Origin of the sequence: Acidovorax sacchari (assembly GCF_042847045.1) — a bacterium.
In the GTDB taxonomy this organism is placed as follows: Bacteria; Pseudomonadota; Gammaproteobacteria; order Burkholderiales; family Burkholderiaceae_C; genus Paracidovorax; species Paracidovorax sacchari.
Genome location: NZ_AP035783.1, coordinates 342,890 through 367,377, shown reverse-complemented (window position 1 = coordinate 367,377; position 24,488 = coordinate 342,890). Strand labels below are relative to the sequence as shown.

Genomic DNA, 24,488 nt, shown 5'->3' with positions numbered 1-24,488 from the left:
GGTATTCCATGACGCTTCGCATTTCTGCCCGCGCCCTGCGCGCGGCCTATCGCCTCGTGACCTGCCTGCGCCCCCGCGGCAGCACCCGCTATCCCGGCCAGCCGCAGGCCGTGCTGTTCGACGGCCGGCGCGGCGCTGCACCCGCCGCGGCCGGCCAGCCGATCCCGCCACGCCTTTGGACCTATTGGGATACCGAAACCGCCGATCCGCTGGTGGACCAGTGCATCGCCAACTGGCGCATCCACTGCCCGGACTTCGAGGTGCAGGTGGTCAACCGCCGCAACATCGGCGATTTCGTGGCGGCCGGCGACCTGCCGCCGGGCTTCGCGCAACTGCATCCGACCAAGCAGTCGGACTGGGTGCGCCTCTACCTGGTGCGCCACCACGGCGGCTACTGGCTCGACGCCACCATCCTGCTCACGCAGCCGCTGCGCTGGATGGACGCGCTGCGGCAGTCGCGCGGCGCGGAATTCGTGGGTTTCTACCTGGGCGGCTATACGCACGACGAACGCTTTCCGGTGATCGAGAGCTGGGCTTTCGGCGCTCCCGCGCATGCGCCCTTCGTGACCGCCTGGCAGCAGGAATTCCACCACGCGCTGGTCACCGCCGGCACCGACGCCTACCTGGCGCAGCTGCGAGGGCAGGACGATGCGGCAGCACGGCTGCAGGGCATCGCGGACCCGGCCTATCTGCTGATCCACGTGGCCGCCCAGCAGGTGCTGCGGCGTGGCAACGCCTTCCGGCTGGCGCTCTTCAAGGCGGAGGACACGGCATTCTTCTACCAGCAGGCATTGCGCTGGAAGTGGTATTTGCTGTATCCGCGGCTGTGCCTGGTGCAGGCCGAGCCGGCGCCGGCGCCGCTCATCAAGCTGCGCGGCGGCGAGCGCCGGCATTTCTCGGAGCTGCTCGCCCAGCACGGCGGGCCGGCAGCCGGCAGCATCTGGCAACAGGCCTGCGGCAGCACCGCGCCTGCGCACGCCGGGAACGGCTCGGCAGCGTAGGGGCACGCACATCGGGGCGCGCCAGGGCGGCCGCGGCTCAGTGGCCCGCGCGAACCGTTTCGCCCGCCTTCAGGCGGTACACCGTGCCGCAGTAGGGGCACTTGGCCTCGCCCGTGTGGGCCACGTCCAGGTACACCTTCGGGTGGGTGTTCCAGACCTTCATGTCGGCCTTGGGGCTCGGGCAGAAGACGCCGCCCTGCGGGTTCAGGTCCTTGGCGAGCAGTTCGATGATGGCTTGCGTCATGGTGGGGGTCGCGCTGTGCGGACAGGAAAAACAAAAAGGGGTCAGACCAGCGTGAGCCAGTGGGCGTACTTCGGATTGCGGCCGTTCACGATGTCGAAGAACGCGCCCTGGATCTTCTCGGTCACGGGGCCGCGGCTGCCCGCGCCGATGGCGATGCGGTCGAGTTCGCGGATGGGCGTGACCTCGGCGGCCGTGCCGGTGAAGAACGCCTCGTCGGCAATGTACACCTCGTCGCGCGTGATGCGCTTTTGCACGAGCTCCAGCCCCAGGTCCTTGCAGATGTGCAGGATGGTGTTGCGCGTGATGCCGTTGAGCGCACCGGCGGACAGGTCGGGCGTATAGACCACGCCGTTCTTGATCACGAAGATGTTCTCGCCTGCGCCCTCGGACACGAAGCCGGCGGAATCGAGCAGCAGGGCCTCGTCGTAGCCGTCTTCCGTGGCTTCCATGTTGGCCAGGATCGAGTTGGTGTAGTTGCTCACCGCCTTGGCCTGCGTCATGGTGATGTTGACGTGGTGGCGCGTGTAGCTGCTGGTCTTCACGCGGATGCCGCGCTGCATGCCTTCCTCGCCGAGGTACGCGCCCCAGGCCCAGGCCGCGACCATCAGGTGGATCTGGTTGCCCTTGGGCGACACGCCCAGCTTCTGCGAGCCGATCCAGGTGAGCGGGCGCAGGTAGCAGGAGGCGAGCCGGTTCTCGCGCACCACGGCGCGCTGGGCCTCGTTCACCTCGTCCTGCGTGAAGGGGATCTGCATGCGCAGGATCTTGGCGCTGTTGAAAAGCCGCTCGGTGTGCTCCTGCAGGCGGAAGATCGCCGTGCCCTGGGGGGTCTGGTACGCCCGCACGCCCTCGAACGCGCCGCAGCCGTAGTGCAGCGTATGGGTGAGCACGTGGATCTTGGCGTCGCGCCAATCCACCATCTGGCCGTCCATCCAGATCTTGCCGTCACGGTCGGCCATCGAGGGAACTACGGGGCTCATGGGATTCCTTTTTTCCGGGGGCATGCTGCCGCAAAGCCTGCGATTTTACGGCGCGGACGGCCCCGTGGCGGGCGGCAGCGCGTCGGAAGCGCCGCTCGCCGTGCCGCCGGCCCCGGCATCCGCCTCCGCCACCGGCCGCACCAGTTCCCAGGCGGCGAGGCGGCCACCGCGGAACTCGCAGGTCACGTGTGACTGCGTGCCGTCCGTCCAGCGGTAGCGCTCGGGCTCCTCGCCCTCGGGCGACAGCAGTTCGCCCAGCGAGCGCGTCATCGCCACCACGTGCATCAGGTTCACGCCCTCGCGCAGGCGGGCGTTCAGCATGACGGCGCTGCCCACGTAGCCGATGGGCCGGTCGGCCGCCTTGCGCATGATGTTCATGAGCCGCGTGAAATGCAGCAGCGCCCACATGAGCAGCCCCCCGCCGACGGCGAAAACACCCTGCCAGCCGTACGAGCGGTAGGCCGCGATGACGAGCAGGGCGATGAGGACGGGAATGAAGAAGCGGCGCAGCAGGTTCATGCGCCGATTGTCGTCGGCCGGAGCAAGCCCCTCGCTGTGGATGGTGCTTACGCGGAAGGCGCCGAAGGCGACTCAGGGGGGGAATTCACCCCATGCCGCGGACCACCTCCATCGCCTCCTCCACCCGTTCCACTGCGTGGATCGTCAGGCCCTCGATCGGCTTCTTGGGCGCGTTGGCCTTGGGCACCACGGCCAGGGTGAAGCCGAGCTTGGCGGCCTCCTTCAGGCGCTCCTGGCCGCGCGGCGCGGGCCGCACCTCGCCCGCCAGCCCCACTTCGCCGAAGGCGAGAAACCCCTTGGGCAGGGGCTTGCCGCGCAGGCTGCTGGTGATGGCCAGCATCACGGCCAGGTCGGCCGCCGGCTCGCTGATGCGCACGCCGCCCACGGCATTGACGAACACGTCCTGATCCATGCAGGCCACGCCCGCATGGCGGTGCAGCACGGCCAGCAGCATGGCGAGGCGGTCGCGGTCCAGGCCCACCGACAGGCGGCGCGGGCTCGGGCCGCCCTCGTCCACCAGCGCCTGGATCTCCACCAGCATGGGCCGCGTACCCTCCAGCGTGACCAGCACGCAGCTGCCGGGCACCGGCTCGCTGTGCTGGCTCAGGAAGATGGCGCTGGGGTTGGTCACGCCCTTCAGCCCCTTCTCGGTCATCGCGAACACGCCGATCTCGTTCACCGCGCCGAAGCGGTTCTTGATGGCGCGCACCAGCCGGAACTGGCTGTGGGTGTCGCCTTCGAAGTACAGCACCGTGTCCACCATGTGCTCGAGCACGCGCGGACCGGCCAGCGCGCCTTCCTTGGTCACGTGGCCCACGAGGATGATGGACACGCCGGTGGTCTTGGCGGCCCGCGTGAGGTGCGCCGCGCATTCGCGCACCTGGGCCACCGAGCCCGGCGCGCTGGTGAGCTGGTCGGAATACACGGTCTGGATGGAATCGATCACGGCGACGGCAGGCTGTGTCGCCTCGACGGTGGCGAGGATCTTCTCCAGCTGGATTTCCGCCAGCACATTGACCTGGCTGTGGTCCAGTCCCAGCCGGCGCGAGCGCAGCGCCACCTGCGCGCCGCTTTCCTCGCCTGTCACGTAGAGCGTAGGCAGGCCCAGGCGCTGCAGCGCATCGAGCGCCTGCAGCAGCAGGGTGGACTTGCCGATGCCCGGGTCGCCGCCGATGAGCACCACGCCGCCCTCGACCACCCCGCCGCCCAGCACCCGGTCGAGCTCCTCGATGCCGCTGGCGGTGCGCGCCACGTCGGCGGCCTCGATGGCCGACAGCGGCGTCACCGGCTGCGACTGCGCCAGGCCCGCATGCTGCGGCGTGCTGTAGCGGTTCTTGCCCGGCCCGGCCTCGGCGACGGACTCCACCAGCGTGTTCCAGGCCCCGCAGGCGGGGCACTTGCCGAGCCAGCGCGGGCTGGTGCCCCCGCATTCGGTACAGGTGAAAACGGTCTTGTCTTTGGCCATGGCAGAGGGAGCCCGCGGGATGCGGGCCAGGAAAAAATGGAGCAGGGGGCGGCGAGAAACACCACGCGGAGACACACGGGCCATCCGCATGGAGGCGTGGACAGCAGTCGCAACGCATGCAGATGGGGCCGGCGATGCCGATTTTCACGGGTCGGGCAACGGCGCACCGCGCAGGAAAGCGGGGGCAACCGTAAGCAAATGCGTCGTCAACCCTATCCTACTCCGCATGGACTGCGGCCTCCCTAGGATGGGCCTCCCGGCGGCATGGCGCCGCCTTGTTTCCTAGAACGGAGAACGAACCTATGACCCAGAACACCGCACTTTCCGCATCGCGCCGCTGGCTGGTGGCCGCACCGATCGCGCTGGCTTCGGTGCTGGCCTTGTCCGCCTGCGACCGGAACAAGGAAAGCAATGTGAACACCACGCCGTCCAGCACGCCGGCTCCGGCCACCACGCCGGCCCCGGCGACCATGCCACCGGCTTCCGATGCGGGCACGTCGGGCACCGGAAGCAGCTCCGGCGGTGCGGTCTTCGGGGGAACGGCCCCTGGCGCGGCGTCCTCCGCCCCCTCCGGCGGTGCCGTCTTCGGCGGCACGGCGACCACGCCCCCCGCCTCCGCGGCATCCGACGCCGCCAGCGCCGCACGCTGACGCATCCCCACCCGCTGCGGGACGCGCGCATCCCGCCCGCAGCACAATAGCCCTCCCGGGCCCGGCGCATGGCTTTTTCGTGCGCCGGGCCATTCCGCGCCCATGGCGGCGCGATCCCGAGGAGGCAGGAGACGATGCAGGTTGCGATCTATGGTGCCGGCGCCATCGGCGGCTGGCTGGGCATGGCGCTGTCGCGCGGCGGTGCCGATGTGTCTTTCGTGGCGCGGGGTCCCACACTGGATGCCTTGCGCACCCGGGGCCTGCGCTGCATCCGGCCGGACGGCACCTGCGAGGCCGCGCCCGTCGCGGCCCACGATGATCCGGCCGCGCTCGGTGCGCAGGATGCGGTCGTCCTGGCCGTGAAAGCCCCCGCCCTGCCCGACGTGGCCGCGCGCATCGCCCCGCTGCTGGGCCCCGAAACCACCGTGCTCACGGCCATGAACGGCGTGCCATGGTGGTTCCTGGAGGGATGCTCCGGCCCGGCCCATGGGCGGGAGCTGGCCTCCGTGGACCCGGGCGGCACGCTGGCACGCGCCATTCCCACCCAGCGGGTGGTCGGCGGCGTGGTGCATGCCAGCTGCTCGGTCGACGGGCCCGGCATCGTGCGGCAGCATTTCGGCAACCGGCTCATCCTGGGCGAGGCCGCCGGCGGCACCACCCCGCGCCTGGAGGCGCTCTCGGCGCTCATCGCCCGCGGCGGCATCGAGGTGGAACAGTCCCCGCGCATCCAGCAGGACATCTGGTTCAAGCTGTGGGGCAACATGACGATCAACCCCATCAGCGCCCTGACCGGCGCCACCACCGACCGCATCCTGGACGACGAGCTCGTGCGCGGCTTCGTCTCCGCCGTGATGCTGGAGGCCAAGGCCATCGGCGAGCGCCTGGGCCTGCGCATCGACCAGCAACCCGAGGACCGGCACGCGGTGACGCGCAAGCTCGGCGCCTTCAAGACATCCATGCTGCAGGACGTGGAGGCCGGCAAGCCGCTGGAGATCGACGCCCTGGTGGGAGCAGTGCACGAACTCGGCCGCGCCACCGGCGTGCCCACGCCCCACACCGATGCGCTGCTGGGCCTGGTGCGCCTGTTCGCATCCAACCGCCTTTCCCTTCGCAACGAGACCCGACCATGACCCCTGCCCTCACCCTCTACTACGCTCCCGGCACCTGCGCGCAGGCGGTGCGCATCGCCCTGCACGAAGCCGGCGCGGAGCACCGCCTGGTGCGCGTCGATTTTTCGGCCGGCGGGCAGCGCAGCCCGGAATACCTCGCCATCAACCCCAAGGGCCGCGTGCCCGCGCTGGTCACCGAAGAGGGCACGCTGACCGAGACACCCGCCCTGCTCGCCTACGTGGCGCAGCGGTTCCCGCAAGCACGCCTCGCGCCCACCGATGCCTACCGCTTCGCGCGCATGCAGGAGTTCCACAGCTACCTGGCCTCCACCGTGCATGTCGCCCATGCGCACCGTCCCCGCGCGGTCCGCTGGGCGGACGAGCCCGAGGCCATCGCCGCGATGCAGCGCAAGGTGCCGCAGAACATGACCGAGTGCTTCGAGATGATCGAGCAGCACAGCCTCGGCGACGGCCCCTGGGTGATGGGCGACCATTACACGGTGGCTGATGGCTACCTGTTCACCGTGGCCGGCTGGCTGGCCAGCGACGGGGTGGACATCGCGCGCTTTCCCAAGGTCCACGCTCACTCTCAGCGCGTGGCGGCGCGTCCGGCGGTACAGCAGGCACTGGCCTGAAAGAAAGGACACCCCCCCTTAGCGGCTGCGCCGCTCCGCGCTGCCGCCAGAGGCGGCTGCCCTTCGTGCACGTCCAAGCCTGCGCAGGCAGGCTCGGAGCCGCGGCGCGTCTGCTGGCATGGCCTGCTCCGCGGCCATCGGAGGGGTGGCGCCGTGCGGGCTTCCATGGAACGTGGTGGCACGACGTGCATACGGGGGATGCGCCGCGTCATGCGCATCACCGCAGCGCGGCTTCGTCGCTCCAGGCGAAGCGCACGCGCGGCTCGATCTGCGCGATCTCCGCGCGCAGCAGCGACGCCAGGCGGGCGGCCTCGCGCTGCGTGAGGCGCGCGACGGTGGTGGACAGGCTCACGGCCGCGAAGGCGCAGCCGCCCGGGTCACGCACGGCATGGCCCACGGCGGCGGTGTTGGTGTTGAGGCAGCCGCCGCTGCGGGCATAGCCCAGGGCGCGCGTCTGCGCGATGAGCGTGCGCAGCGACACGACGTCGAGCCCGCCGTAGCGCCCGAGCACTCCCGCATGGGCGGCGAGCGACGCCTCCACCCGGGCATCGTCCTGCGCGGCCAGCAGGGCCAGGCCCGCGGCGCCCACGCCCAGCGGCCGCCGGCCGCCCACGGTGACGGACAGGGGCGGATCGAGCCGCTGCGCATGGGTGTGGTCATGGCAGACCGCTTCGAGGCCGCTGCGCACGAACAGGTAGGCGGCGTAGCCCGTGGCTTCCGCCAGGCGGCGCAGGTGGGCCGCGAAGAGCGGTGCCACGTCGTGCCGCGCGCGGGCGGCCAGACCCACCTCGAAGGCCAGCCGACCCAGGACGTAGCCCCGCCCATCGGGCAGCAGCGTCACGAGGCGCGCCTGCGCGAGATCGCGCAGCAGGCGGTGCACGGTCGGATGGGGTATGCCCGACTGGCGGGCGATGTCCGACAGCGAGAGGCCTCCCGCGTCGTAGCGCGAGAGCTGGTCGAGGATGCGCAGGACGCGGTCGAGCACCACGGTGGTCATGGCGCCAGCATACCCGCCGGGGAATGGAATCCCGCCGCTTCTTGTCCACACCGTGGACAAACTGCTGACCTGGCCGGACAGGCTGGCCACAATCGCGGCAACGAACAACCAGGAGACAACATGCGTTCCATCCTTTCCGGTTCCCCCTCCATGCCGCGCCGCGCGGCGTTGGGCGCCGCCGCGGCCCTGCTGCTGGGCGCCGCCGCCGGCCCCCTGGCCGCGCAGGAAACCTTCCCCTCCCGCCCCATCCGCTTCATCGTGCCCTACGCGGCCGGCGGCACCACCGACCTCGTGGCGCGCACGGTGGGCGCGCGCATGGCGCAGACGCTGGGCCAGCCCGTCGTCATCGACAACCGCGGCGGCGCAGGCGGCAACATCGGCATGGACGCGGTGGCCAAGGCCGCGCCGGACGGCTACACCGTGGGCATGGGCGCGATCTCGACCAACGCGCTGAACCCGCACATCTACAAGAAGATGCCCTTCGACCCGCGCAAGGACTTCACGCCCGTGGGCCTGCTGGGCCAATCGACCATCGTGCTGGAGGCCGGCCCCGCGCTGCCCGTGAAGAACGTGGCCGAGCTGATCGACTACGCACGCAAGCACCCCGGCCTGCCGTTCTCCACCGCGGGCGCGGGCACCTCCATGCACCTGGCCGGCGTACTGTTCGGGCAGCTGAGCAAGACCGAATGGACGCACGTGCCCTACAAGGGCAGCGCCCCGCTCATCACCGACCTGATCGCGGGCCAGGTGCCCGTGGCCTTCGACAACCTGCCCGCGTCGCTGCCGCACATCCAGGCCGGCAAGCTGCGGGCGCTGGCCGTGGCCGGATCGCAGCGCTCGCCGGCCCTGCCCGACGTGCCCACCCTGGCCGAGGCGGGACTGGCCGGCTATTCGGTGGAGCCGTGGTTCGGGGTCTATGGCCCCGCCGGAATGCCGGCCGCGGTGGTGCAGCGCCTGGACAAGGCCCTGCAGGAGGCCCTGGCCGATCCCGCCGTGAAGGACCGCCTGCAGGCGGCCGGCTTCACGCCGCGCGGCTCCTCCGCGGCCGAACTGGGAGCGCTGACGCTGCGCGAGTACGACCGCCTGGGGAAGGTGGCCCGCACGGCCGGGATGACCGTGGACTGAGGCCCTGCCATGCCACAGCACACCGACGCCACCCATGACCCGGCACTGCGCAGCTGGGTCGAATCCGCCAACGCCGCGGGCTGCGACTTTCCCATCCAGAACCTGCCCTTCGGACGCTTCCGCGCGCAGGACGGCGGCGCCCGCATAGGCGTGGCCATCGGCGACCGCATCCTGGACCTGCAGGCCGCGGGCCTCGTGGCCGGCGACGACATGAACGCGCTGATGGCGGCGGGCCCGCAGGCGCGCCGGGCCCTGCGCGCGCGCCTCTCGCAGGGCCTCGCCGCCGGCAGCGCGCAGCAGGCCGCATGGCAGGACGCGCTGCTGCCGCAGGCGGGCACCACGATGCTCGTGCCCTGCCGCATCGGCGACTACACCGACTTCTACACCAGCGTGCACCACGCCACCAACGTGGGCCGGCAGTTCCGCCCCGACAACCCGCTGCTGCCCAACTACCAGTGGGTGCCGATCGGCTACCACGGCCGCGCGTCCTCCATCGGCGTGAGCGGAGCGGCGGTGCGGCGTCCCCGCGGCCAGCTCAAGGCGCCCGACGCCGTCGCGCCCGTGCTCTCCCCTAGCCGCCGGCTGGACTACGAGCTGGAACTGGGCTGGTTCGTCGGCGCAGGCAACGCGCAGGGCGAGCCCATCGGCATCGGCGAGGCGGAGGACCACCTGTTCGGCGTCGCGCTCTTCAACGACTGGAGCGCGCGCGACATCCAGGGCTGGGAGTACCAGCCCCTGGGGCCGTTCCTCTCGAAGAATTTCGCCAGCACCCTCTCGCCCTGGGTGGTCACGCTGGAAGCGCTGGCGCCGTTCCGCGCGCCCTTCACGCGGCCCGAGGCAGACCCGCAGCCGCTGCCCTACCTGGACGCGCCCGCCCACCGCGCCGCGGGCGCCTTCGCGATCACGCTCGAAGTGCTGCTGCAGACGGAGCGCATGCGCGCGCAGGGACTGCCGCCGGCCGTGCTCTCGCGCACCGACACCACCCGCGCCGCCTACTGGACGCCCGCGCAGCTCGTGGCGCACCACACGGTGAACGGATGCAACCTGCAGAGCGGCGACCTGCTCGGCTCGGGCACGCTGTCGGGGCCCGGCCCGGGTGAGGCCGGCTCATTGCTGGAGTTGGCCGTGGCCGGCCGCCAGCCCGTGCGCCTGCCGTCCGGCGAGGAACGCAGCTTCCTGGAAGACGGCGACACGGTCACGCTGCGCGGCTGGTGCGAGCGCGAAGGCGCGGCGCGCATCGGCTTGGGCGAGGCGAGCGGGACGATCACGGGCGGCTGACGGCGCCGCTCACGCGCGCCCGGGGCCGGTCATTGTTCCACCTTCAGCACGCGCCAGTCGATGCGGTTGTCGGCGCGGTGCGGCAGCGCCACCTTCTGGGTGGCGGCCCAGGGAATGATCTGGTTGTAGAGCGGGATGTGCGAGATCAGCTCGTGGTCCTTCAACAGGGCCTGCTCGATGAGGCCGTTGCGCGTGGACAGGTCCGTCTCCTTCTTGATGCGCTCGATCAGCGCGTCCTGCTGCGGATCGGAGAAGCGCCCCAGGTTGAAGTTGCCGTCGCCGCCCGCGCCGGGCGAGCGGACCAGCGACTGCAGCGAGTAGAACGCGTCGAAGGTCGGCACGCCCCAGCCCAGCAGGTAGATGCTGGCCTCGTTGCGCTGGATCATCGGGAAATACGTGGCGAACGGCTGGGTGCGCAGCTTGGCGCGCACGCCCACCTTGGCCCACTGCGCCGTGATCGCCTGGCAGAGCTGCTCATCGTTCGTGTACCGGCCCGCGCTGCACGCGAAATCGACCTCGAAGCCCTGCGGATAGCCCGCGTCGGCCAGCAGTTTCTGCGCGGCAGCGGGGTCGTAGGGCCAGCGCGCGTCGGCCTTCTGCGTCCAGCCGTTCACCTGCCGCGCGATGAGCGCGCCCGTGGGCTGCGCGAGACCGCGCAGCGTCACCCGCTGGATGGTCTGGATGTCGATGGCCTGGTAGAGCGCCCGGCGCACGCGCACGTCCTTGAGCGGGTTCGTCCCCTTCACGTTCGAGCCGGGAAGCTCCTCGCGGAACTGGTCCAGGCCCAGGAACAGCGTACGGTTTTCCGGGCCTTCCAGCACCTTGAAGCCCTGCGTCTGGCGCACGCGCGCGATGTCCTGCGGACTGGGGTCGAGCACGAAATCCACCTCGCCCGACAGCAGCGCCGCGGTGCGGGTCGCATCGGACTTGATCGGGGTATAGACCACATCGGTCACGTTGCCGGCGAATTTTCCCTTCCCCCACCAGTGGGGGTTGGCCGCGAGCACGGTGCGCTGGTCGGGTGACCACGACTTGAGCACGAACGGACCCGTGCCCAGCGCGTTGCGGTGCGTGTAGGGCTCGTCGCTGGTCTTGATGTCCTTCGGGGTCGTCGCGTTGTTCTTCTCGGCCCAGGGCTTGCTCAGGATGCGCAGTTCGGTCAGCTGGTTCACCAGCACCGGGTTGGGCACGTCCGAGAAGATGTCGATCGTCTGCGCATCCACCACCTGCACGCGGTCGACGCCCTGCGCATAGACCGCGTAGTTGGAAGTCCTGGCCTTCGCGCGCTCCAGCGAGAACTTCACGTCCTCGGCCGTGAGCGGCGAGCCGTCGCTGAACTTCACGCCCTGCCGCAGGGTGAGGCGCAGCTGGGTCGGGCTCACCTGCTTCCAGGCGGTGGCCAGCTGCGGCTCGGGCTTGAAGGTCTTGCTGTTGTATTCGACCAGCGTCTCGTACACCGCCGAATGCAGCACATTGTTCGGGCCCACGTTGTGGGCATGCACGTCCCAGGTGGTCACGTCGGCCGAACGGGCGAAGCGGAAGGTGGCCGCCTGCGCGGCCAGGGGCAGGGCTGCCGTGAGCGAGGCCGCGAGCGCGGCCGCCAGGAGGGTGCGGGAAATTCGCATGGTGGTGTCTTGGTCTCGGGATGGGCTGCTCCGCAGCGAGGCAGCCACTATGCCAAGCCGGCCGTGCCCGCTGAACGACTTTGTGGTTGTATCGATATGCGGGCGGCGGGCGCAGGCCGCATCCTTCAATCGAAGGGCTGTGGGCGCCGTGTCTTGTCGCTCGACGGCGGCAGGATCGGAAGCACGATCTTCGGCTGCTCGCCCGTGAGGGTCTTGAGGAACGCCACGATGTCGGCGTTCTCGCCATCGGTGAAGCGCCGCCCGAGCTGCAGCCGGCCCATCACGTCCACCGCCTGCGCCAGCGTGTCGGCGCCGCCGTCGTGGAAGTACGGGTAGGTGAGCTCCACGTTGCGCAGCGTGGGCACCTTGAAGAGGAAGCGGTCCGCGTCCTTGCCCGTCACGCCCGCGCGGCCCTGGGCGGCGTTGGTGGTCCTGTAGGGCTCGACGAGGCCCATCTTCTGGAAGGAGCCGCCCCCCAGGTTCGGGCCGTTGTGGCAGGCCACGCAGCCGCTGGACTTGAACAGTTCATAGCCGCGCAGCTCCTGCGCGTCGATGGCGGTCTTTCTGCCCTGCAACCACTGGTCGAAGCGCGCATTGGGCGTGACCAGCGTTTCCTCGAACGCCGCGATGGCAGAGGTCACCTCGTCGATCGTGAGTCGGTCGGTGCCGAACACGGTCTTGAATTCAGCCACGTACTGCGGGATGGAGCGCAGCATGTCCACCGCGAGTTCGTGCGTGAAGCCCATCTCGCCAGGGTTGGAGATCGGGCCGCCGGCCTGTTCCTTGAGGTCCTTGGCGCGCCCGTCCCAGAACTGCGCGAGGTTCTGGCTGGCGTTCAGCACGGTGGGCGAGTTGATCGGTCCCTGCTGCCACTTGTGGCCGATGGATGTGCGGATGTTGTCCGAGCCGCCCATGCCGAGGTTGTGGCAGGAATTGCAGGAAATGAAGCCCGAGCGCGACAGGCGCGGATCGAAGAACAGCTTCTTGCCGAGTTCGACCCGGGCAGGGTCCTTCACCTGCGGCACGGTCACGGGCTGCACGGGTTCTGCGGCATGCGTGGCCGTCCCGGCCACCAGGGCCGCGCAGGCCCAGGCGCCGAACGCGGCGCGCAGGAGGAATACAGGCGTTCTCATCGGAGGGCTCCTTGTGTGATGGCATCCGGCAGCCGCCGCGGTGTCGCCCGCGCCGTGCTGCCGTGAAACCATTCTTCGGAGCCCGGCCCGCGGCGCGCTTGACCCATCGCAAACGCGCAGGCGGGCGCGGGGAATGTGCGCCGCAGATTGCGTCAGCGCAAAAAGTCACCGACGCGGTGACTCTGCCGGATGCGCCCGGCAAGGCGGTTCAGCGGTGGCCGCCCTGGAGCATGCGCACCGCCTGCGGCAGCGACCGCGCTTCGGGCAGGAAGCGGTCGAGCGCGGCCCCGAGCACCACTGCGCACAGCAGCGCGCCCAGCAGGGGCTTCCAGGTGAGGCGCACGGCGGCCGCGAGCCAGCCCGCGCGCTCCACGCCCATGGTGGCGCGCGCCGTGGCATAGGAGAACGCCAGTTCCACCGCCACGGCCAGCAGCACGTCGAAGCCGAAGTACAGCAGCGCGAGCGCTCCCGCACCGAACAGCACGGCCGCGCCGATGAGGAAGATCGCCACCACGGGCACGACCACCACAGCCCCCTCGTCGGCCTCGGCGGCGGCGCCCAGGGCGTTGCCCGCCATGTCGCCGAGGGCGTCCCCGAAATGGCCATCCGCGCCCGCCCCCGCGAAATCGCCGCCGCCGGACCGGGGCAGCGCCGGCGCGCGTCCGCCGGCACCCCGTACCGCCCGGGCCGCGAGATCGCCGGCGTCGTACAGGGCTTCGGCCGCATCGGCCACGTCCATTCCGCTGGAGGGATCGGGGCCGTCCTCGTCCCGGTTCCGCGACCGGCCCGCAGGCCGCCGGACCAGCCGCGCCGCCCAGAGCCGCAGCACCAGCAGGTAGGCGGCATAGCCGGCCCCGAGCGTGGCGAGGTAGCGCACGGCGAGCGACTCCACGCCCAGCACCATCTGCGTGTGCGAAACCGCCCACATGAAGGCCATCATGAAGGCGCCGATGCACCAGCCGTGCACGCGCAGCCGGTAGCGGCTCAGCAGCGACGCCTCCAGCGTGCGCCCGGGCGTGCGCACGCGGCGCCAGCTCGATCCCCCGGCGCGCTGGCCGGGCCGCGCCCGCCCGGAGGGCATCAGTCCACCACCACCGGCACGCGCATAGCGAGCGCACACATCAGTTCATACCCTACCGTGCCGGCCGCCTGCGCCACCTCGTCGATGCCGAGCACCGCGCCGCAGGCTGCGCGCCCCCAGAGCGTGGCTTCGCTGCCCGTGCCGGCCTCCACGCCGGCCTCGTGCAACGGCGTGAGGTCCACGGTGATCATGTCCATGCTCACGCGGCCCACGATGCGCGTGCGCACGCCGTTCACCAGCACCGGCGTGCCCGTGGGGGCGTGGCGCGGGTAGCCGTCGGCATAGCCGCAGGCCACCACGCCGATGGTCATCGGCCGGTCCGCGGTGAAGGTGGAGCCGTAGCCCACGGTGTCGCCGGCCTGCAGTTGCTGGGTGCCGATGATGCGCGCCGACAGCGTCATGGTCGGCGCGAGGCCCCAGTGCGCCGCCGTGTGCTCGGGGTGGTCGGCCGCGCCGCCATAGAGCACGATGCCCGCGCGCACCCAGTCGGCGCGCACCCGCGCGTCGCCGCCGGCATGGCGCAGGGTGGCGGCGCTGTTGCTGACCGTGCGCTCGCCCGGCAGGTCCTGCGTGGCAGTGCAGAAGGCATCGATCTGGTGGGCGATGCCGCGCGGCCCGTCGGCGTCGCTGAAGTGGGTCATGAACGAGATCTCGTCCACCTGCGGGAGGGCATTGAGCCGCGCCCAGGCCGCCCGGTAGCGCTCCGGCGGGAACCCCAGGCGGTTCATGCCCGAATTCATCTTGAGGAACACGCGGTGCGGCGCATGCGTCTTGTGCGCGGAGAGCCAGTCGATCTGCTCGTCGCAGTGCACCGCGTGCCACAGCGACAGGCGCGAGCACAGTTCCAGGTCGCGCGGCTCGAACACCCCCTCCAGCAGCAGAATGGGTCCCCGCCACCCCAGCTGGCGCACCCGCTCGGCCTCGCCCAGGTCCAGCAACGCGAAGCCGTCCGCCCCGCGCAACCCCTCGAACGCGCGCTCGATGCCGTGGCCGTAGGCATTGGCCTTGACCACGGCCCACACGCGGGCGTCAGGCGTGGCGGCACGGGCACGCGCCAGGTTTTGCTGCAGTGCAGCAGTATGGATCGTGGCTTGTATGGGGCGAGGCATGGGGACTGGACGGCAGGCAGAAAGGGAGGAATTCTGGCATCGGAGCGTACAGGGCGCGTGATATAACCGCCAGTCACTTGCAGCCGGGTCCGAGATTTAACAGGGCATCAGTTCCGCTGATGCACCACCAGCCATTCGATGAAGCGCGGTTTCTACACCATCATGTCGGCGCAGTTCTGCAGCTCGCTGGCCGACAACGCACTCTTCGTGGCGGCCGTCGAACTGCTGCGCACCAACGGCTCCCCGGAATGGCAGCGGGCCGCGCTGGTGCCGATGTTCGCCCTGTTCTACGTGGTGCTGGCGCCCTTCGTGGGCGCCTTCGCGGACGCGATGCCCAAGGGCAAGGTCATGTTCGTGAGCAACGCGATCAAGGTCGTCGGCTGCCTCATGATGCTGTTCGGCTCCCATCCGCTCATCGCCTATGCGGTGGTGGGCCTGGGCGCCGCGGCCTATTCCCCCGCCAAGTACGGCATCCTCACCGAACTGCTGCCGGCCTCCCAACTGGTCAAGGCCAACGGCTGGATCGAGGGCCTCACGATCGCCTCCATCATCCTGGGCGTGCTGCTGGGCGGACAGCTGGTGGGCCCCAACATCTCCGGATGGCTGCTGTCGGTGGACATCCCGTTCGTGGACACCGGCGTGGACACCGCGGCCGAGGCGGCCATCGCCACGCTCATCGCGGTGTACCTGGCCGCGGCCTGGTTCAACACCCGCATCCCGCACACCGGCGTCGAGATGCGCCCCATGCCGCGCAACCCGCTGGCGCTGCTGCCCGATTTCTGGGCCTGCAACAACCGCCTCTGGCGCGACAAGCTCGGGCAGATCTCCCTGGCCACCACCACCCTCTTCTGGGGCGCCGGCGGCAACCTGAAGTTCATCGTGCTGGCCTGGGCAGCCGCCGCCCTGGCCTACAACACCACCCAGGCCTCGGCGCTCACGGGCGTGGTGGCCATCGGCACCGCGGTGGGGGCCGTGGTGGCCTCCATGCGCATGCGGCTGGACATGGCCACCAAGGTCATCCCGCTGGGCATCGCCATGGGCGTGCTGCTGATCCTGATGGTCTTCATCAAGAGCATCTGGATCGCCATCCCCTTCCTGATCCTGCTGGGCGGCCTGGGCGGCTACCTCGTCGTGCCCATGAACGCGCTGCTGCAGCACCGCGGCCACAACCTCATGGGCGCGGGCCGCTCCATCGCCGTGCAGAACTTCAACGAGCAGGCGGCCATCCTCGGGCTGGGCGCGTTCTACAGCCTGTCGCTCAAGATGGGGCTGTCGGTGTTCGGCGCGATCACGGTCTTCGGTCTCGTGGTGGCGGGCGTGATGTGGCTGATCCGGCGCTGGCACATCCACAATTGCACCCGCTATCACGACGAGGTGGAACACCTGCTGCACATCGCGCGGCACGACCACCACCACTGAAGCACCGGCCCCCGCGGGCCGCGCCCGGCGCCGGAGCGCGGGGCATCCGCGTCCAGGCACCCGCCGCCATCGCGGCCCGGATTTCCCATGACCTCCCCGCTGCCCATCCTCGCCCTGCTGTTCAATGCCTTCGTCTGGGGGCTGGCATGGTGGCCCTTCCGGCTGATGCACGGGGCCGGCCTGCACCCGCTCTGGGCCACGGCACTGATGTATTGCGGCGTGCTGATCGCGCTGCTGGCGCTGCGCCCGGGCCTCTGGGCGCAGGTGCGCGCGCATCCGCAGCTGTGGCTGCTCGCCCTCAGTTCGGGCCTGAACAACGTGGCCTTCAACTGGGCGGTCACCGTGGGCGACGTGGTGCGCGTGATCCTGCTGTTCTACCTCATGCCCGCCTGGGCGGTGCTGCTGGCCTGGAAGGTGCTCGGGGAGCGGCCCACGGCCGGGGCGATCGCACGGCTGGCGCTGGCCTTCGCGGGCGTGGTGCTGGTGATCTGGCCCGAGGGCGCCTCCGGGCGGGCACTGCTGCACGGGCTGACGATGGCCGACGGCCTCGCCCTGCTGGGCGGCTTCATGTTCGCGCTCACCAACGTCACGCTGCGGCGCCTGCATGCGGTGCCGGGGGAGGCCCGCATGTTCTCGATGTTCGGCGGCTGCATGCTGATGGCGCTCGTGGTGGGCACCATCGGCCTGCATGTGGGCGTGGTGGAGCCCTTCCCCGCCCCGAACGCCACCTGGATCGCCACGGCGGCGCTGCTCGCGGGCGTGCTGCTGCTGGGCAACTGGGCGTTGCAGTTCGGCGCGTCCCGGCTCGCGGCAGGGACGACGGCCATCGTGATGCTCTCCGAAGTGGTGTTCGCCAGCGTATCGTCGGTGCTGCTCTCGGCGGCCACGCTGCAGCCGCGCACCCTGCTGGGCGGCGGGATGATCGTGCTGGCCGCGCTGCTGGCCTCGCTGCAGCGGCGCTGAATCGGCCGAAAAACAACGAACGATCCTGTTTTCGCGCGGATCCGTTCCGCAAAGCGGATTTGCCTGCACTTTCCGTCCAGCCGGGGGGAGGGTTGTTGCGATCATCGCGGCACAGCGCGTCCTCGCTGCCGCATCGGTGGCTCCGCGCAGTCCAGGAGCCGTCCCCATGCCCCCTCTCTCCAGTCCCGCCCGCCGCCGCTTCAGCCGGGCAGGCGCCACGGCGCTGGCCGTCGCCTGCCTGGCACTGCCGGCCAGGGCGGCCGAGCCTGCCCCCTGGACGCTCGCCTCAGGCTACCCCGCCGCCCTCTTCCACACGGTGAACCTGCGCCAGTTCGCAGACGACGTGAATGCCCGGACCCGCGGCGCCCTGGTTGTCGAACTGCGTCCCGACAACAGTGCGGCGAAGCTCTCCGAGATCGCGGCCAAGGTCCGCTCGGGCGAGATCGCGGCGGGCGAGGTGCTGCTCAGCGCCCTCTCCGGCGACGCGAAGATCGCCGGGGCGGACACGCTGCCCTTCATCGTGAACAGCTACGAGGACGCGCTGCGCTTCTGGAATGCGCAGCGCCCCGTCCTGCAGGAGGCGCTGGACCGCCAGGGCCTGGTCGTGCTGTATGCCGTGCCGTGGCCGGCGCAGGGCCTTTTCACCGTGCGGCCCATCCATTCCGTCACCGATCTGCGCGGCGCGAAGATGCGCACCTACAACCCCAGTACCGAGCGCCTCGCGCAACTCGTGGGCGCCACGCCGGTGGAGGTACCGACCCAGGGCATACCGCAGGCCCTGGCAGACCGGCGCGTGGACGCGATGTTCACCTCGCCCGCGACGGGCGTGGACGGCAGGGTGTGGGAGTCTCCCGTGAAGTACTTCTACAACGTGCGCGGCTGGTACCCCAAGAACCTCGTGATCGCGAACAAGGCGAAATGGATGGCCTTGCCGGAAGCCACGCGCCGTTCAGTGCAGGCAGCCGCGGAGGAGGCGCAGAAACGCGGGTGGGCCGCGAGCGATGCGGCTTCATCGGCCTCGATGGCCGAACTCGCACGCAACGGCATCCGGGTGGAGACGCCCGAGCCGGAACTGCGGCGCGAGATGCGCCGGCTCGGCGAGAACCTGGCGGTGGAATACCTGCGCGCCACGGGCAGCGAAGGCAACCGCGTGCTGATCCCCTACTTCGCTGGCGACAATGGGACTCCCGCAACGGCGAAGTCGCCCTGACCGCGCCGGGCCTGCGGGGCTTTCCGGAGAATGCCCGACATGACCCGCGCCTACGATTTCGATGCCCTGCAGATGGACGGCCAGACGGTGCCCCTGCGCCAGTACGAGGGCCGCGTGCTGCTCATCGTGAACACCGCCAGCGCCTGCGGCTTCACGCCTCAGTTCGCGGGCCTGCAGGAACTGCACCAGCGCTATGCGGACCGCGGGCTCGTCGTGCTGGGCTTTCCCTGCAACCAGTTCGGCCGGCAGGATCCGGGATCGAACGGGGAGATCGCCACGTTCTGCCAGCGCAACTACGGCGTGGATTTCCCGATGATGGCCAAGATCGACGTGAACGGATCCGAGGCGCCGCCGCTCTACCGCTGGCTGACCGCGGAAGCCCCGGGCCTGCTCGGCACGAAGGCCATCAAGTGGAACTTCACCAAGTTCCTCATCGGCCGGGACGGCCAGGTGATCCGCCGCTACGCGCCCACCGACAAACCGGCGTCGCTCGCCAGGGACATCGAGGCGGCGCTCGCCAGCCCCGCGCCCTGAGCCACCCCGGTCAGTCCGACAGTTCGCGCTGCGGCCGTCCGGTGATCTCGAAGCGGCGCGAGAATCCCAGCGGCCTCGACACCCCGCGCGCCTCCGGCATCAGGGGCACGCGCAGGCGGGGCCGGGGCAGCACCCTCAGCCGCCAGTCGGTGCCGCCGATGAACCGGAACCGCACCGTGTCCGTTCCCTCCACGCCCAGCAGCAGGAAGCTGCCGGTGGAATACATGCCGCCGAGGGTGGCGGAGTCCAGCAGCTCGAGGGTGGGGCTGAAGAGGTGGATGCCGAGGAATTCCTCGTCCGGCACATCGTCGGTGGTGAACAGCAGATAGCCGCTGTCGCAGCGGAACGCCGCCTCCAGCAGCGCGGCCTCCACGGTGCGGCCCGTGCGCTGCCCGGCCAGCACGATGTCGCTCAGCGGCTTGTGCCGCGCGTCGGCCTCCCGCAGGAGGTGGAGGGAGAGTTCTTCGGGAGCGAGGACATCCATGGGCCGGGCGCCTCACCAGAGCATGTCCACGCCGAAAGCGGCCAGCGCCCCGCCCACGAAGGCCCCGACCGCGACGCAGACCGGAGCCCCCGGACCGCAGGCCAGGCCCGCGAGCGCGCCGCCGGCGATGCCGCCGCCGATGCCGGCTCCCGTGACGGCCACCTCCCTGCCGGCCGCCGCCACCTTGTCCTGCGCCGTCGCCACGTTGTAGACCGACAGTGCCAGCGACAGCACGATGAGACCCCGCCCCGCGCGCGACAGCCCCCGCATCGTCTGGGTGACGCGCGGGTTGGATTTGCCCGCGGATTTCACGATCTCCGCATAGACGCCGTTCTGCTGTGCCGCCGTGAGCCGGTCGAACTGCGCGCCCGGGCCGTGCAGCTGCTGCACCTTGCGCGCGATGAGTTCATTGAGCGTCTTGCCCTCGGCCTTGAGCTGCTGCGCCATGGCCCGCCCGAACGGGGTGCTGCGGCCGCGGATCACTTCCATGATCACGTTGCGCGTGTCCTGCGCCTGCTGGGCGGCCTGCGCCCAGGTGATGTTCCCCGACAGGGCCTGCGCGCGCAGCTCGTTGGCCATGGCGTCGATCTGGCGGGTATAGGCGAGCCGGGCATTCGCGTCGATGGTCATGTGCGCGCCGGCATTGCCCATCTCCACCTTGAGCATCCAGATGGCGGTCTCGAACGCTGAGCGGTCCTTTGCGGAATTGTCGTTGTCGGTCGTCATGTCTCCTCCTGCCCGTTCTGACGCGCCCCGTTCCGGAAAAAGTGGTGCCGTGAAGCTGGTGCCAACCGTACCAGCGCAGGACGCCGCGGTTGCGCAACGACCCGTCACAAAGGTCATTTTTGGTATCCATTGATACCAGAAGCCTACCCAGGAGGGGTAGGCAAAGAGCGAGTTTTACGCTTTAGTAAATACTTCGCATTCACTTCGCATGACAGGGGGGAAAACCCATGCAGAACGCCATCATCGCCCGGCACTCCCGGCGCGCTCGCACGGCACGCCTTGCTCTGGCGTGCGCGCTTGCCCTGGCCGCTTCCGCGGCAGGCGTCGCGCCGGCCTGGGCGCAAACCACCGCGGCGGCGGGCGCTGAGCCCGAGCCCGGCATGTGGGCCTTCGATGGCGAACTCACCGGCCAGCCCGGCCGCAGTCTGCAGATCGACACCCAGCTGGGGCGCGGCATGGTCGTCTCGTACCTGGGCTACCGCGCCGATGGCTCCTCGCTTTTCCTGCAGGCGAGCGGCTACCGCGCGCAGGACGACAACGGCTTCACGGGCGAGCTGCGCGAGTTCCGCAACGGCCCGGTGATCGGCGGGGGCGCCGCCAACGGCGAGGTGGCGGGCAGCGTCGGCACGCTGCGCCTGGCCTTCGACACGCCCACCTCCGGCACCGTGACGCTGCCAGGCGAGGCGCCGCGGCGCATCTCCCGCTTCACGTATGGCAACCAGCAACTGTCGCGCGATTTCGACCGGCAGATCGAGATCGGGCTGTATTCCCAGGCGAGCCGGTCACCCCGGACGGCAACGTACCGGATGCGGCTGTCCGACAGCGACCTCCGGCTGGAACAGCTCAGCAGCAGCGACGGCAGTCTCTGTGCCTACTCGGGCCCCTACCAGGTGCAGGGCGGAAGCCTGACCTCGCAAGGCACGAAGGTCTGCACGGATGCGTCCGGCGCGCAGCAGCAGGGCACCTACAAGATCGAACGGCTCCGGTTCGACAGCCAGGGCTTTCTCTCCGCAAAGATGGAGATCGACGGCACCAGCGTCGTCGCGGCGGGGGCCTGCTGGATGACCGGCGCGGTCAACTCCGGCACGCCCGGGCCCTGCTCGACGCACTTCTACGGCGGCTTCGCACTGCAGACGGGAATGTGGAGCTTCGACGACGAACTGAACGGACGGCCGGGGCGCAGCCTGCAGATCGATAACCTGCCCGGCAGCGGGGCGCTGGTCGTGTCGTACCTCGGATACCGTGCCGACGGCTCCTCGCTGTTCCTGCAGGGCTCTGCTCCGGTGGACATGATTCAGGTACGCAACTACGGAATCCCCCTCAAGGAGTTCCGCAACGGCCCCGTGATTGGAGGGGCCGTCACTCCCGGGCAGGAGGCCGCGAGCGTGGGGACCGCGCAACTGGTGCTGAACAGTCCCACCACGGGCACCATCACACTGCCCGGCGACACGCCGCGGCGCATCTCGCGCTACCGCTACGAAGACCACACCGTGCGTTTTGACAAGGCCTTCGAGGGCCGGGGCTACAGCTCCCCCTACCCTGCCAGCGATTCGATCGACATCGACCTCGTCGCACGCGACGGCGTGTTTCGCATGGACACCATTGCCATGGGGGCCTACAAGAACTGCCAGTACCGGGGTACCTACAACCTCGCCGGCGATGGGCTGGCAACGTCCGGTTCACTGAATTGCCAGGCCTCCGAAGGCGCAACCAACACCGAATACCGCAGCGGATATTTCACGGTGGACGCCAATGGCATGCTGCGCGGCTACCTGCGCCATTCAGTCAACGTGCCATACCTCATCACGGCAGGGTGCATGGGCAGCAACAGCAGCCTCTGCACCCGCGACCAACTGCAGCAGCCCCGCTGAAAAGCCGCAGCGGGCGCCGGCCGGATGGCTCAGGCCGAGGCCGGCGGCGGCTCGGGAGCCTCCGGAGCCGCCGCAGGCACGGGCGCTGCACGCATCTGGCGCGCACGCTGCAGCAGCCGCTCGGCCGCCCGCGGCTGCAGGCCGTACATGTCGGCGAACTGATCCACCGTGCTGCCGCTGGCCTCGAAAGCGCGCAGCAGGGCCTCGGCCTTGGCATCGCGCTCGGCGACTTCGGCGAAGGCTTCGTCCAGCACGGCATTGGCGCGCTCGTCACGGCCACGCACCAGCGCGTCGTAGGCATCGCGCGTGAGGCCCGATGCTTCGTACGCCTGGGCGATGCGGCGGCGCAGCTTGGCGGTGAGGTCCTCGCCGTCGCGCGGCTTCTTGCGGCGGAACACCTCCAGCAGCGCGTGGTGCACATGCTCTGGCGCCATGGCCTCCACGGCCTGGCCCTGCAGGTCGTGGCGCGGGCGGCCCTCGGCCACCACCTGCAGGTAGCGGGTGGAGCGGGTGTGGATGCCCAGCGCGGCCTTCAGGTCGTCCTTCTCGAAAGCGCCGGGATGGGCGTCCTGCAGGTCCTGGAAGATGCCGCGCTTGAGTGGCAGGAATTGCGCGCCGAAGAGGTGCGGATAGAAGCCTGCCAGCTGTTCCAGCACGGGATGCGTGCGGCGCGGGCCCTGGGCCTGCGGCGCGGCAGCGCCTGGCGCGGCGGCGGGCTCGCCCGCGGAGCGGTTGCGGGCGCCTCCGCGGCCCCGGCCTCCACGCCGGCCGGCGCGGGGCGTGCGGGCTTCGCCGGCCTCGGGAGCATCGCCGGTGGCGGCCGGCGCGGCGTTGTCCATTGCGTCTTCGCGGCCGGCCACGGCCTGCGCGTCGTCCGCTGCGGCGGGGACGGGGTTCTGGGTTGCTTCTGCGGTCGCGTTGTCGGTCATGGCAATCAAGGATGCGGTCTGGTCAGGGCGTGCGGCCCGGCTGCGCGGCATGGCCACGCGGCGTAAAACCCGCCATCATGCCAGTTTGCCGCGCGCGGCCCCTGCACGGCGCTAGACGGCGCCCGGCCGCAGGGCCTCGTCGAGTACCTCCACCCAGTGCCGCACGGGCACCCGGGTGCCGCTCTGCAGGTGCGTGATGCAGCCGATATTGGCCGAGAGGATGGCCGCGGGCGGCTCTTCCGCGCACGCCTCGTCCAGCGCGCCGAGCTTGCGGTCGCGCAACTGGCCGGCGATCTCCGGCTGCAGCAGCGAGTAGGTGCCGGCGGAGCCGCAGCACAGGTGCGACTCCGTGCGCGCCACGCGCAGGCGAAAGCCCAGGCGGGCCAGATGGGCCTCCACCCCGCCGCGCAGCTTCTGGCCGTGCTGCAGCGTGCAGGGCGGGTGGTAGGCCAGCAGCGCGCGCGGGGGATCGATCCGCCCCTCCAGGCGCTCGGCAAGCGCGGGCAGCATGTCCGGCAGCAGTTCGGACAGGTCCCGCGCCAGTGCGCTGATGCGCTCCGCCCGCGCGGCGTAGGCCGGGTCGTGGCGCAGCAGGTGGCCGTACTCCTTCACCGTGGCGCCGCAGCCCGAGGCATTGAGCACGATCGCCTCCACGCCCCCCGCCTCCACGTGCGGCCACCAGGCATCGATGTTGGCGCGCATCTGCGCGAGGCCGCCGTCCTGGTCGTTGAGGTGGAACTTCACCGCGCCGCAGCAGCCCTCGCCGGCGGCGATCACGGTCTGGATGCCCGCGGCGTCCAGCACGCGCGCCGTGGCGCGGTTCACGTTGGGCAGCATCGCCGGCTGCACGCAGCCCGCGAGCATGAGCACCTTGCGTGCGTGCTCGCGCACCGGCCAGGCGCCCGCCTCCTGGGGGCGCGGCACCTTGGCGCGCAGCGCGGCGGGCAGCAGCCCGCGCACGGCCTGGCCGGCCTTCAGCGCCGGCCTGAACAGCGGCGAGGGCAGCCCCTCCTTCAACGCCCAGCGGCGCGCGCGCTCGGGCAGCGGCCGCGGCACCTTGTCCTCGACGATGCGCCGGCCGATATCCACCAGGCGCCCGTACTGCACGCCGCTCGGGCACGTCGTCTCGCAGTTGCGGCAGGTCAGGCAGCGGTCCAGGTGCAGTTGCGTCTTGCGCGTGGGAGTCTCCCCCTCCAGCACCTGCTTGATGAGGTAGATGCGCCCGCGCGGCCCGTCCAGCTCGTCGCCGAGCAATTGGTAGGTCGGGCACGTGGCGGTACAGAAGCCGCAATGCACGCACTTGCGCAGGATGCCCTCGGCCTCGCGGCCTTCGGGCGTGTCCTGGAATTCGGGGGCGAGTCGGGTTTGCATGGTGATCGTTATCGTGGGAATGTCGTGGTG

General features: G+C 70.5%; 24 protein-coding genes. 11 read left to right on the top strand and 13 right to left on the bottom strand.

The features are described 5' to 3' along the window. Positions 1-8: 8 nt before the first annotated feature. Positions 9-1,001, top strand: coding sequence for a glycosyltransferase family 32 protein (locus tag ACGHC0_RS01675; RefSeq protein WP_415267266.1), 993 nt, complete (start codon positions 9-11; stop codon positions 999-1,001). Positions 1,002-1,038: 37 nt separating this feature from the next. Here ACGHC0_RS01675 and ACGHC0_RS01670 read toward each other — a convergent pair whose 3' ends face one another. The 4 genes from ACGHC0_RS01670 to radA form a co-directional block, all read right to left on the bottom strand. Next, positions 1,039-1,245 carry a zinc-finger domain-containing protein gene (locus ACGHC0_RS01670; RefSeq protein ID WP_013592830.1) on the bottom strand — a complete coding sequence of 69 codons (207 nt, stop codon included), beginning with the start codon at positions 1,243-1,245 and terminating at the stop codon, positions 1,039-1,041. A 41-nt stretch (positions 1,246-1,286) separates the two neighbouring features. Next, positions 1,287-2,225 carry a branched-chain amino acid transaminase gene (locus ACGHC0_RS01665; protein ID WP_019700822.1) on the bottom strand — a complete coding sequence of 313 codons (939 nt, stop codon included), beginning with the start codon at positions 2,223-2,225 and terminating at the stop codon, positions 1,287-1,289. A gap of 45 nt (positions 2,226-2,270) precedes the next feature. Then, entirely contained in the window at positions 2,271-2,744 is a 474-nt protein-coding gene (locus ACGHC0_RS01660; RefSeq protein WP_415267265.1) for a glycerate kinase, read from the bottom strand. Between the two features lie 85 nt (positions 2,745-2,829). Next, a complete protein-coding gene (gene radA / locus ACGHC0_RS01655; RefSeq protein ID WP_368353733.1) occupies positions 2,830-4,209 on the bottom strand; it encodes a DNA repair protein RadA in 1,380 nt (459 codons plus the stop codon). A gap of 302 nt (positions 4,210-4,511) precedes the next feature. Here radA and ACGHC0_RS01650 point away from each other — a divergent pair, with 302 nt between their 5' ends. From ACGHC0_RS01650 to ACGHC0_RS01640, 3 genes are all read left to right on the top strand, one after another. Next, entirely contained in the window at positions 4,512-4,859 is a 348-nt protein-coding gene (locus ACGHC0_RS01650) for a hypothetical protein (RefSeq protein ID WP_368353732.1), read from the top strand. Positions 4,860-4,993: 134 nt separating this feature from the next. After that, complete coding sequence (locus ACGHC0_RS01645; RefSeq protein ID WP_415267264.1) at positions 4,994-5,989, top strand: 2-dehydropantoate 2-reductase; 996 nt, start codon at positions 4,994-4,996, stop codon at positions 5,987-5,989. Continuing rightward, positions 5,986-6,603: a glutathione S-transferase family protein gene (locus tag ACGHC0_RS01640; RefSeq protein ID WP_415267263.1), complete on the top strand. Its 618-nt coding sequence runs from the start codon at positions 5,986-5,988 to the stop codon at positions 6,601-6,603. The genes ACGHC0_RS01645 and ACGHC0_RS01640 overlap by 4 nt, the downstream gene beginning before the upstream one ends. 217 nt (positions 6,604-6,820) lie before the next feature. On the opposite strand, the gene ACGHC0_RS01635 is transcribed toward ACGHC0_RS01640, so the two are convergent. Next, positions 6,821-7,600: an IclR family transcriptional regulator gene (locus tag ACGHC0_RS01635; RefSeq protein WP_415267262.1), complete on the bottom strand. Its 780-nt coding sequence runs from the start codon at positions 7,598-7,600 to the stop codon at positions 6,821-6,823. A 120-nt stretch (positions 7,601-7,720) separates the two neighbouring features. Between ACGHC0_RS01635 and ACGHC0_RS01630 the strand changes: the two genes are divergently transcribed. Both ACGHC0_RS01630 and fahA read left to right on the top strand, forming a co-directional pair. Next, entirely contained in the window at positions 7,721-8,725 is a 1,005-nt protein-coding gene (locus tag ACGHC0_RS01630) for a Bug family tripartite tricarboxylate transporter substrate binding protein (protein WP_415267261.1), read from the top strand. A gap of 9 nt (positions 8,726-8,734) precedes the next feature. Next, a complete protein-coding gene (gene fahA / locus ACGHC0_RS01625; RefSeq protein WP_415267260.1) occupies positions 8,735-10,003 on the top strand; it encodes a fumarylacetoacetase in 1,269 nt (422 codons plus the stop codon). 29 nt (positions 10,004-10,032) lie between these two features. On the opposite strand, the gene ACGHC0_RS01620 is transcribed toward fahA, so the two are convergent. The 4 genes from ACGHC0_RS01620 to alr form a co-directional block, all read right to left on the bottom strand. After that, complete coding sequence (locus tag ACGHC0_RS01620) at positions 10,033-11,628, bottom strand: ABC transporter substrate-binding protein (RefSeq protein ID WP_415267259.1); 1,596 nt, start codon at positions 11,626-11,628, stop codon at positions 10,033-10,035. A gap of 125 nt (positions 11,629-11,753) precedes the next feature. Continuing rightward, positions 11,754-12,761 (bottom strand): cytochrome-c peroxidase, encoded by a 1,008-nt coding sequence (locus tag ACGHC0_RS01615; RefSeq protein WP_368353722.1) that lies wholly within the window; start codon positions 12,759-12,761, stop codon positions 11,754-11,756. Positions 12,762-12,969: 208 nt separating this feature from the next. Next, positions 12,970-13,842, bottom strand: a complete 873-nt coding sequence (locus ACGHC0_RS01610; RefSeq protein ID WP_415267258.1) for a hypothetical protein — start codon at positions 13,840-13,842, stop codon at positions 12,970-12,972. Beyond that, positions 13,842-14,951, bottom strand: coding sequence for an alanine racemase (alr, locus tag ACGHC0_RS01605; protein ID WP_415267257.1), 1,110 nt, complete (start codon positions 14,949-14,951; stop codon positions 13,842-13,844). The genes ACGHC0_RS01610 and alr overlap by 1 nt, the downstream gene beginning before the upstream one ends. A 138-nt stretch (positions 14,952-15,089) precedes the next feature. Here alr and lplT point away from each other — a divergent pair, with 138 nt between their 5' ends. The 4 genes from lplT to ACGHC0_RS01585 all read left to right on the top strand — a co-directional run bounded on the left by lplT (position 15,090) and on the right by ACGHC0_RS01585 (position 19,077). Beyond that, positions 15,090-16,370, top strand: coding sequence for a lysophospholipid transporter LplT (lplT, locus tag ACGHC0_RS01600; protein ID WP_368353719.1), 1,281 nt, complete (start codon positions 15,090-15,092; stop codon positions 16,368-16,370). Between the two features lie 87 nt (positions 16,371-16,457). Further along, the gene (locus ACGHC0_RS01595; RefSeq protein WP_415267256.1) at positions 16,458-17,333 is read left to right on the top strand and encodes a DMT family transporter; all 876 of its coding nucleotides are present in this window, start codon (positions 16,458-16,460) and stop codon (positions 17,331-17,333) included. Positions 17,334-17,499: 166 nt separating this feature from the next. Next, positions 17,500-18,543, top strand: a complete 1,044-nt coding sequence (locus tag ACGHC0_RS01590) for a TRAP transporter substrate-binding protein (protein WP_415267255.1) — start codon at positions 17,500-17,502, stop codon at positions 18,541-18,543. A 39-nt stretch (positions 18,544-18,582) separates the two neighbouring features. After that, a complete protein-coding gene (locus tag ACGHC0_RS01585; RefSeq protein ID WP_415267254.1) occupies positions 18,583-19,077 on the top strand; it encodes a glutathione peroxidase in 495 nt (164 codons plus the stop codon). Positions 19,078-19,087: 10 nt separating this feature from the next. Here ACGHC0_RS01585 and ACGHC0_RS01580 read toward each other — a convergent pair whose 3' ends face one another. Both ACGHC0_RS01580 and ACGHC0_RS01575 read right to left on the bottom strand, forming a co-directional pair. Next, a complete protein-coding gene (locus ACGHC0_RS01580; RefSeq protein ID WP_368353715.1) occupies positions 19,088-19,561 on the bottom strand; it encodes a hypothetical protein in 474 nt (157 codons plus the stop codon). 12 nt (positions 19,562-19,573) lie between these two features. After that, positions 19,574-20,287 carry a hypothetical protein gene (locus ACGHC0_RS01575; protein WP_368353714.1) on the bottom strand — a complete coding sequence of 238 codons (714 nt, stop codon included), beginning with the start codon at positions 20,285-20,287 and terminating at the stop codon, positions 19,574-19,576. A gap of 227 nt (positions 20,288-20,514) precedes the next feature. Between ACGHC0_RS01575 and ACGHC0_RS01570 the strand changes: the two genes are divergently transcribed. Beyond that, a complete protein-coding gene (locus ACGHC0_RS01570) occupies positions 20,515-22,158 on the top strand; it encodes a hypothetical protein (protein ID WP_415267253.1) in 1,644 nt (547 codons plus the stop codon). A gap of 29 nt (positions 22,159-22,187) precedes the next feature. Here the strand turns inward: ACGHC0_RS01570 and ACGHC0_RS01565 are convergent, their stop codons facing one another. Further along, a complete protein-coding gene (locus tag ACGHC0_RS01565) occupies positions 22,188-23,087 on the bottom strand; it encodes a ProQ/FINO family protein (RefSeq protein WP_415267252.1) in 900 nt (299 codons plus the stop codon). 111 nt (positions 23,088-23,198) lie between these two features. Further along, entirely contained in the window at positions 23,199-24,458 is a 1,260-nt protein-coding gene (gene glcF, locus ACGHC0_RS01560; protein ID WP_415267251.1) for a glycolate oxidase subunit GlcF, read from the bottom strand. Positions 24,459-24,488 lie beyond the last annotated feature (30 nt).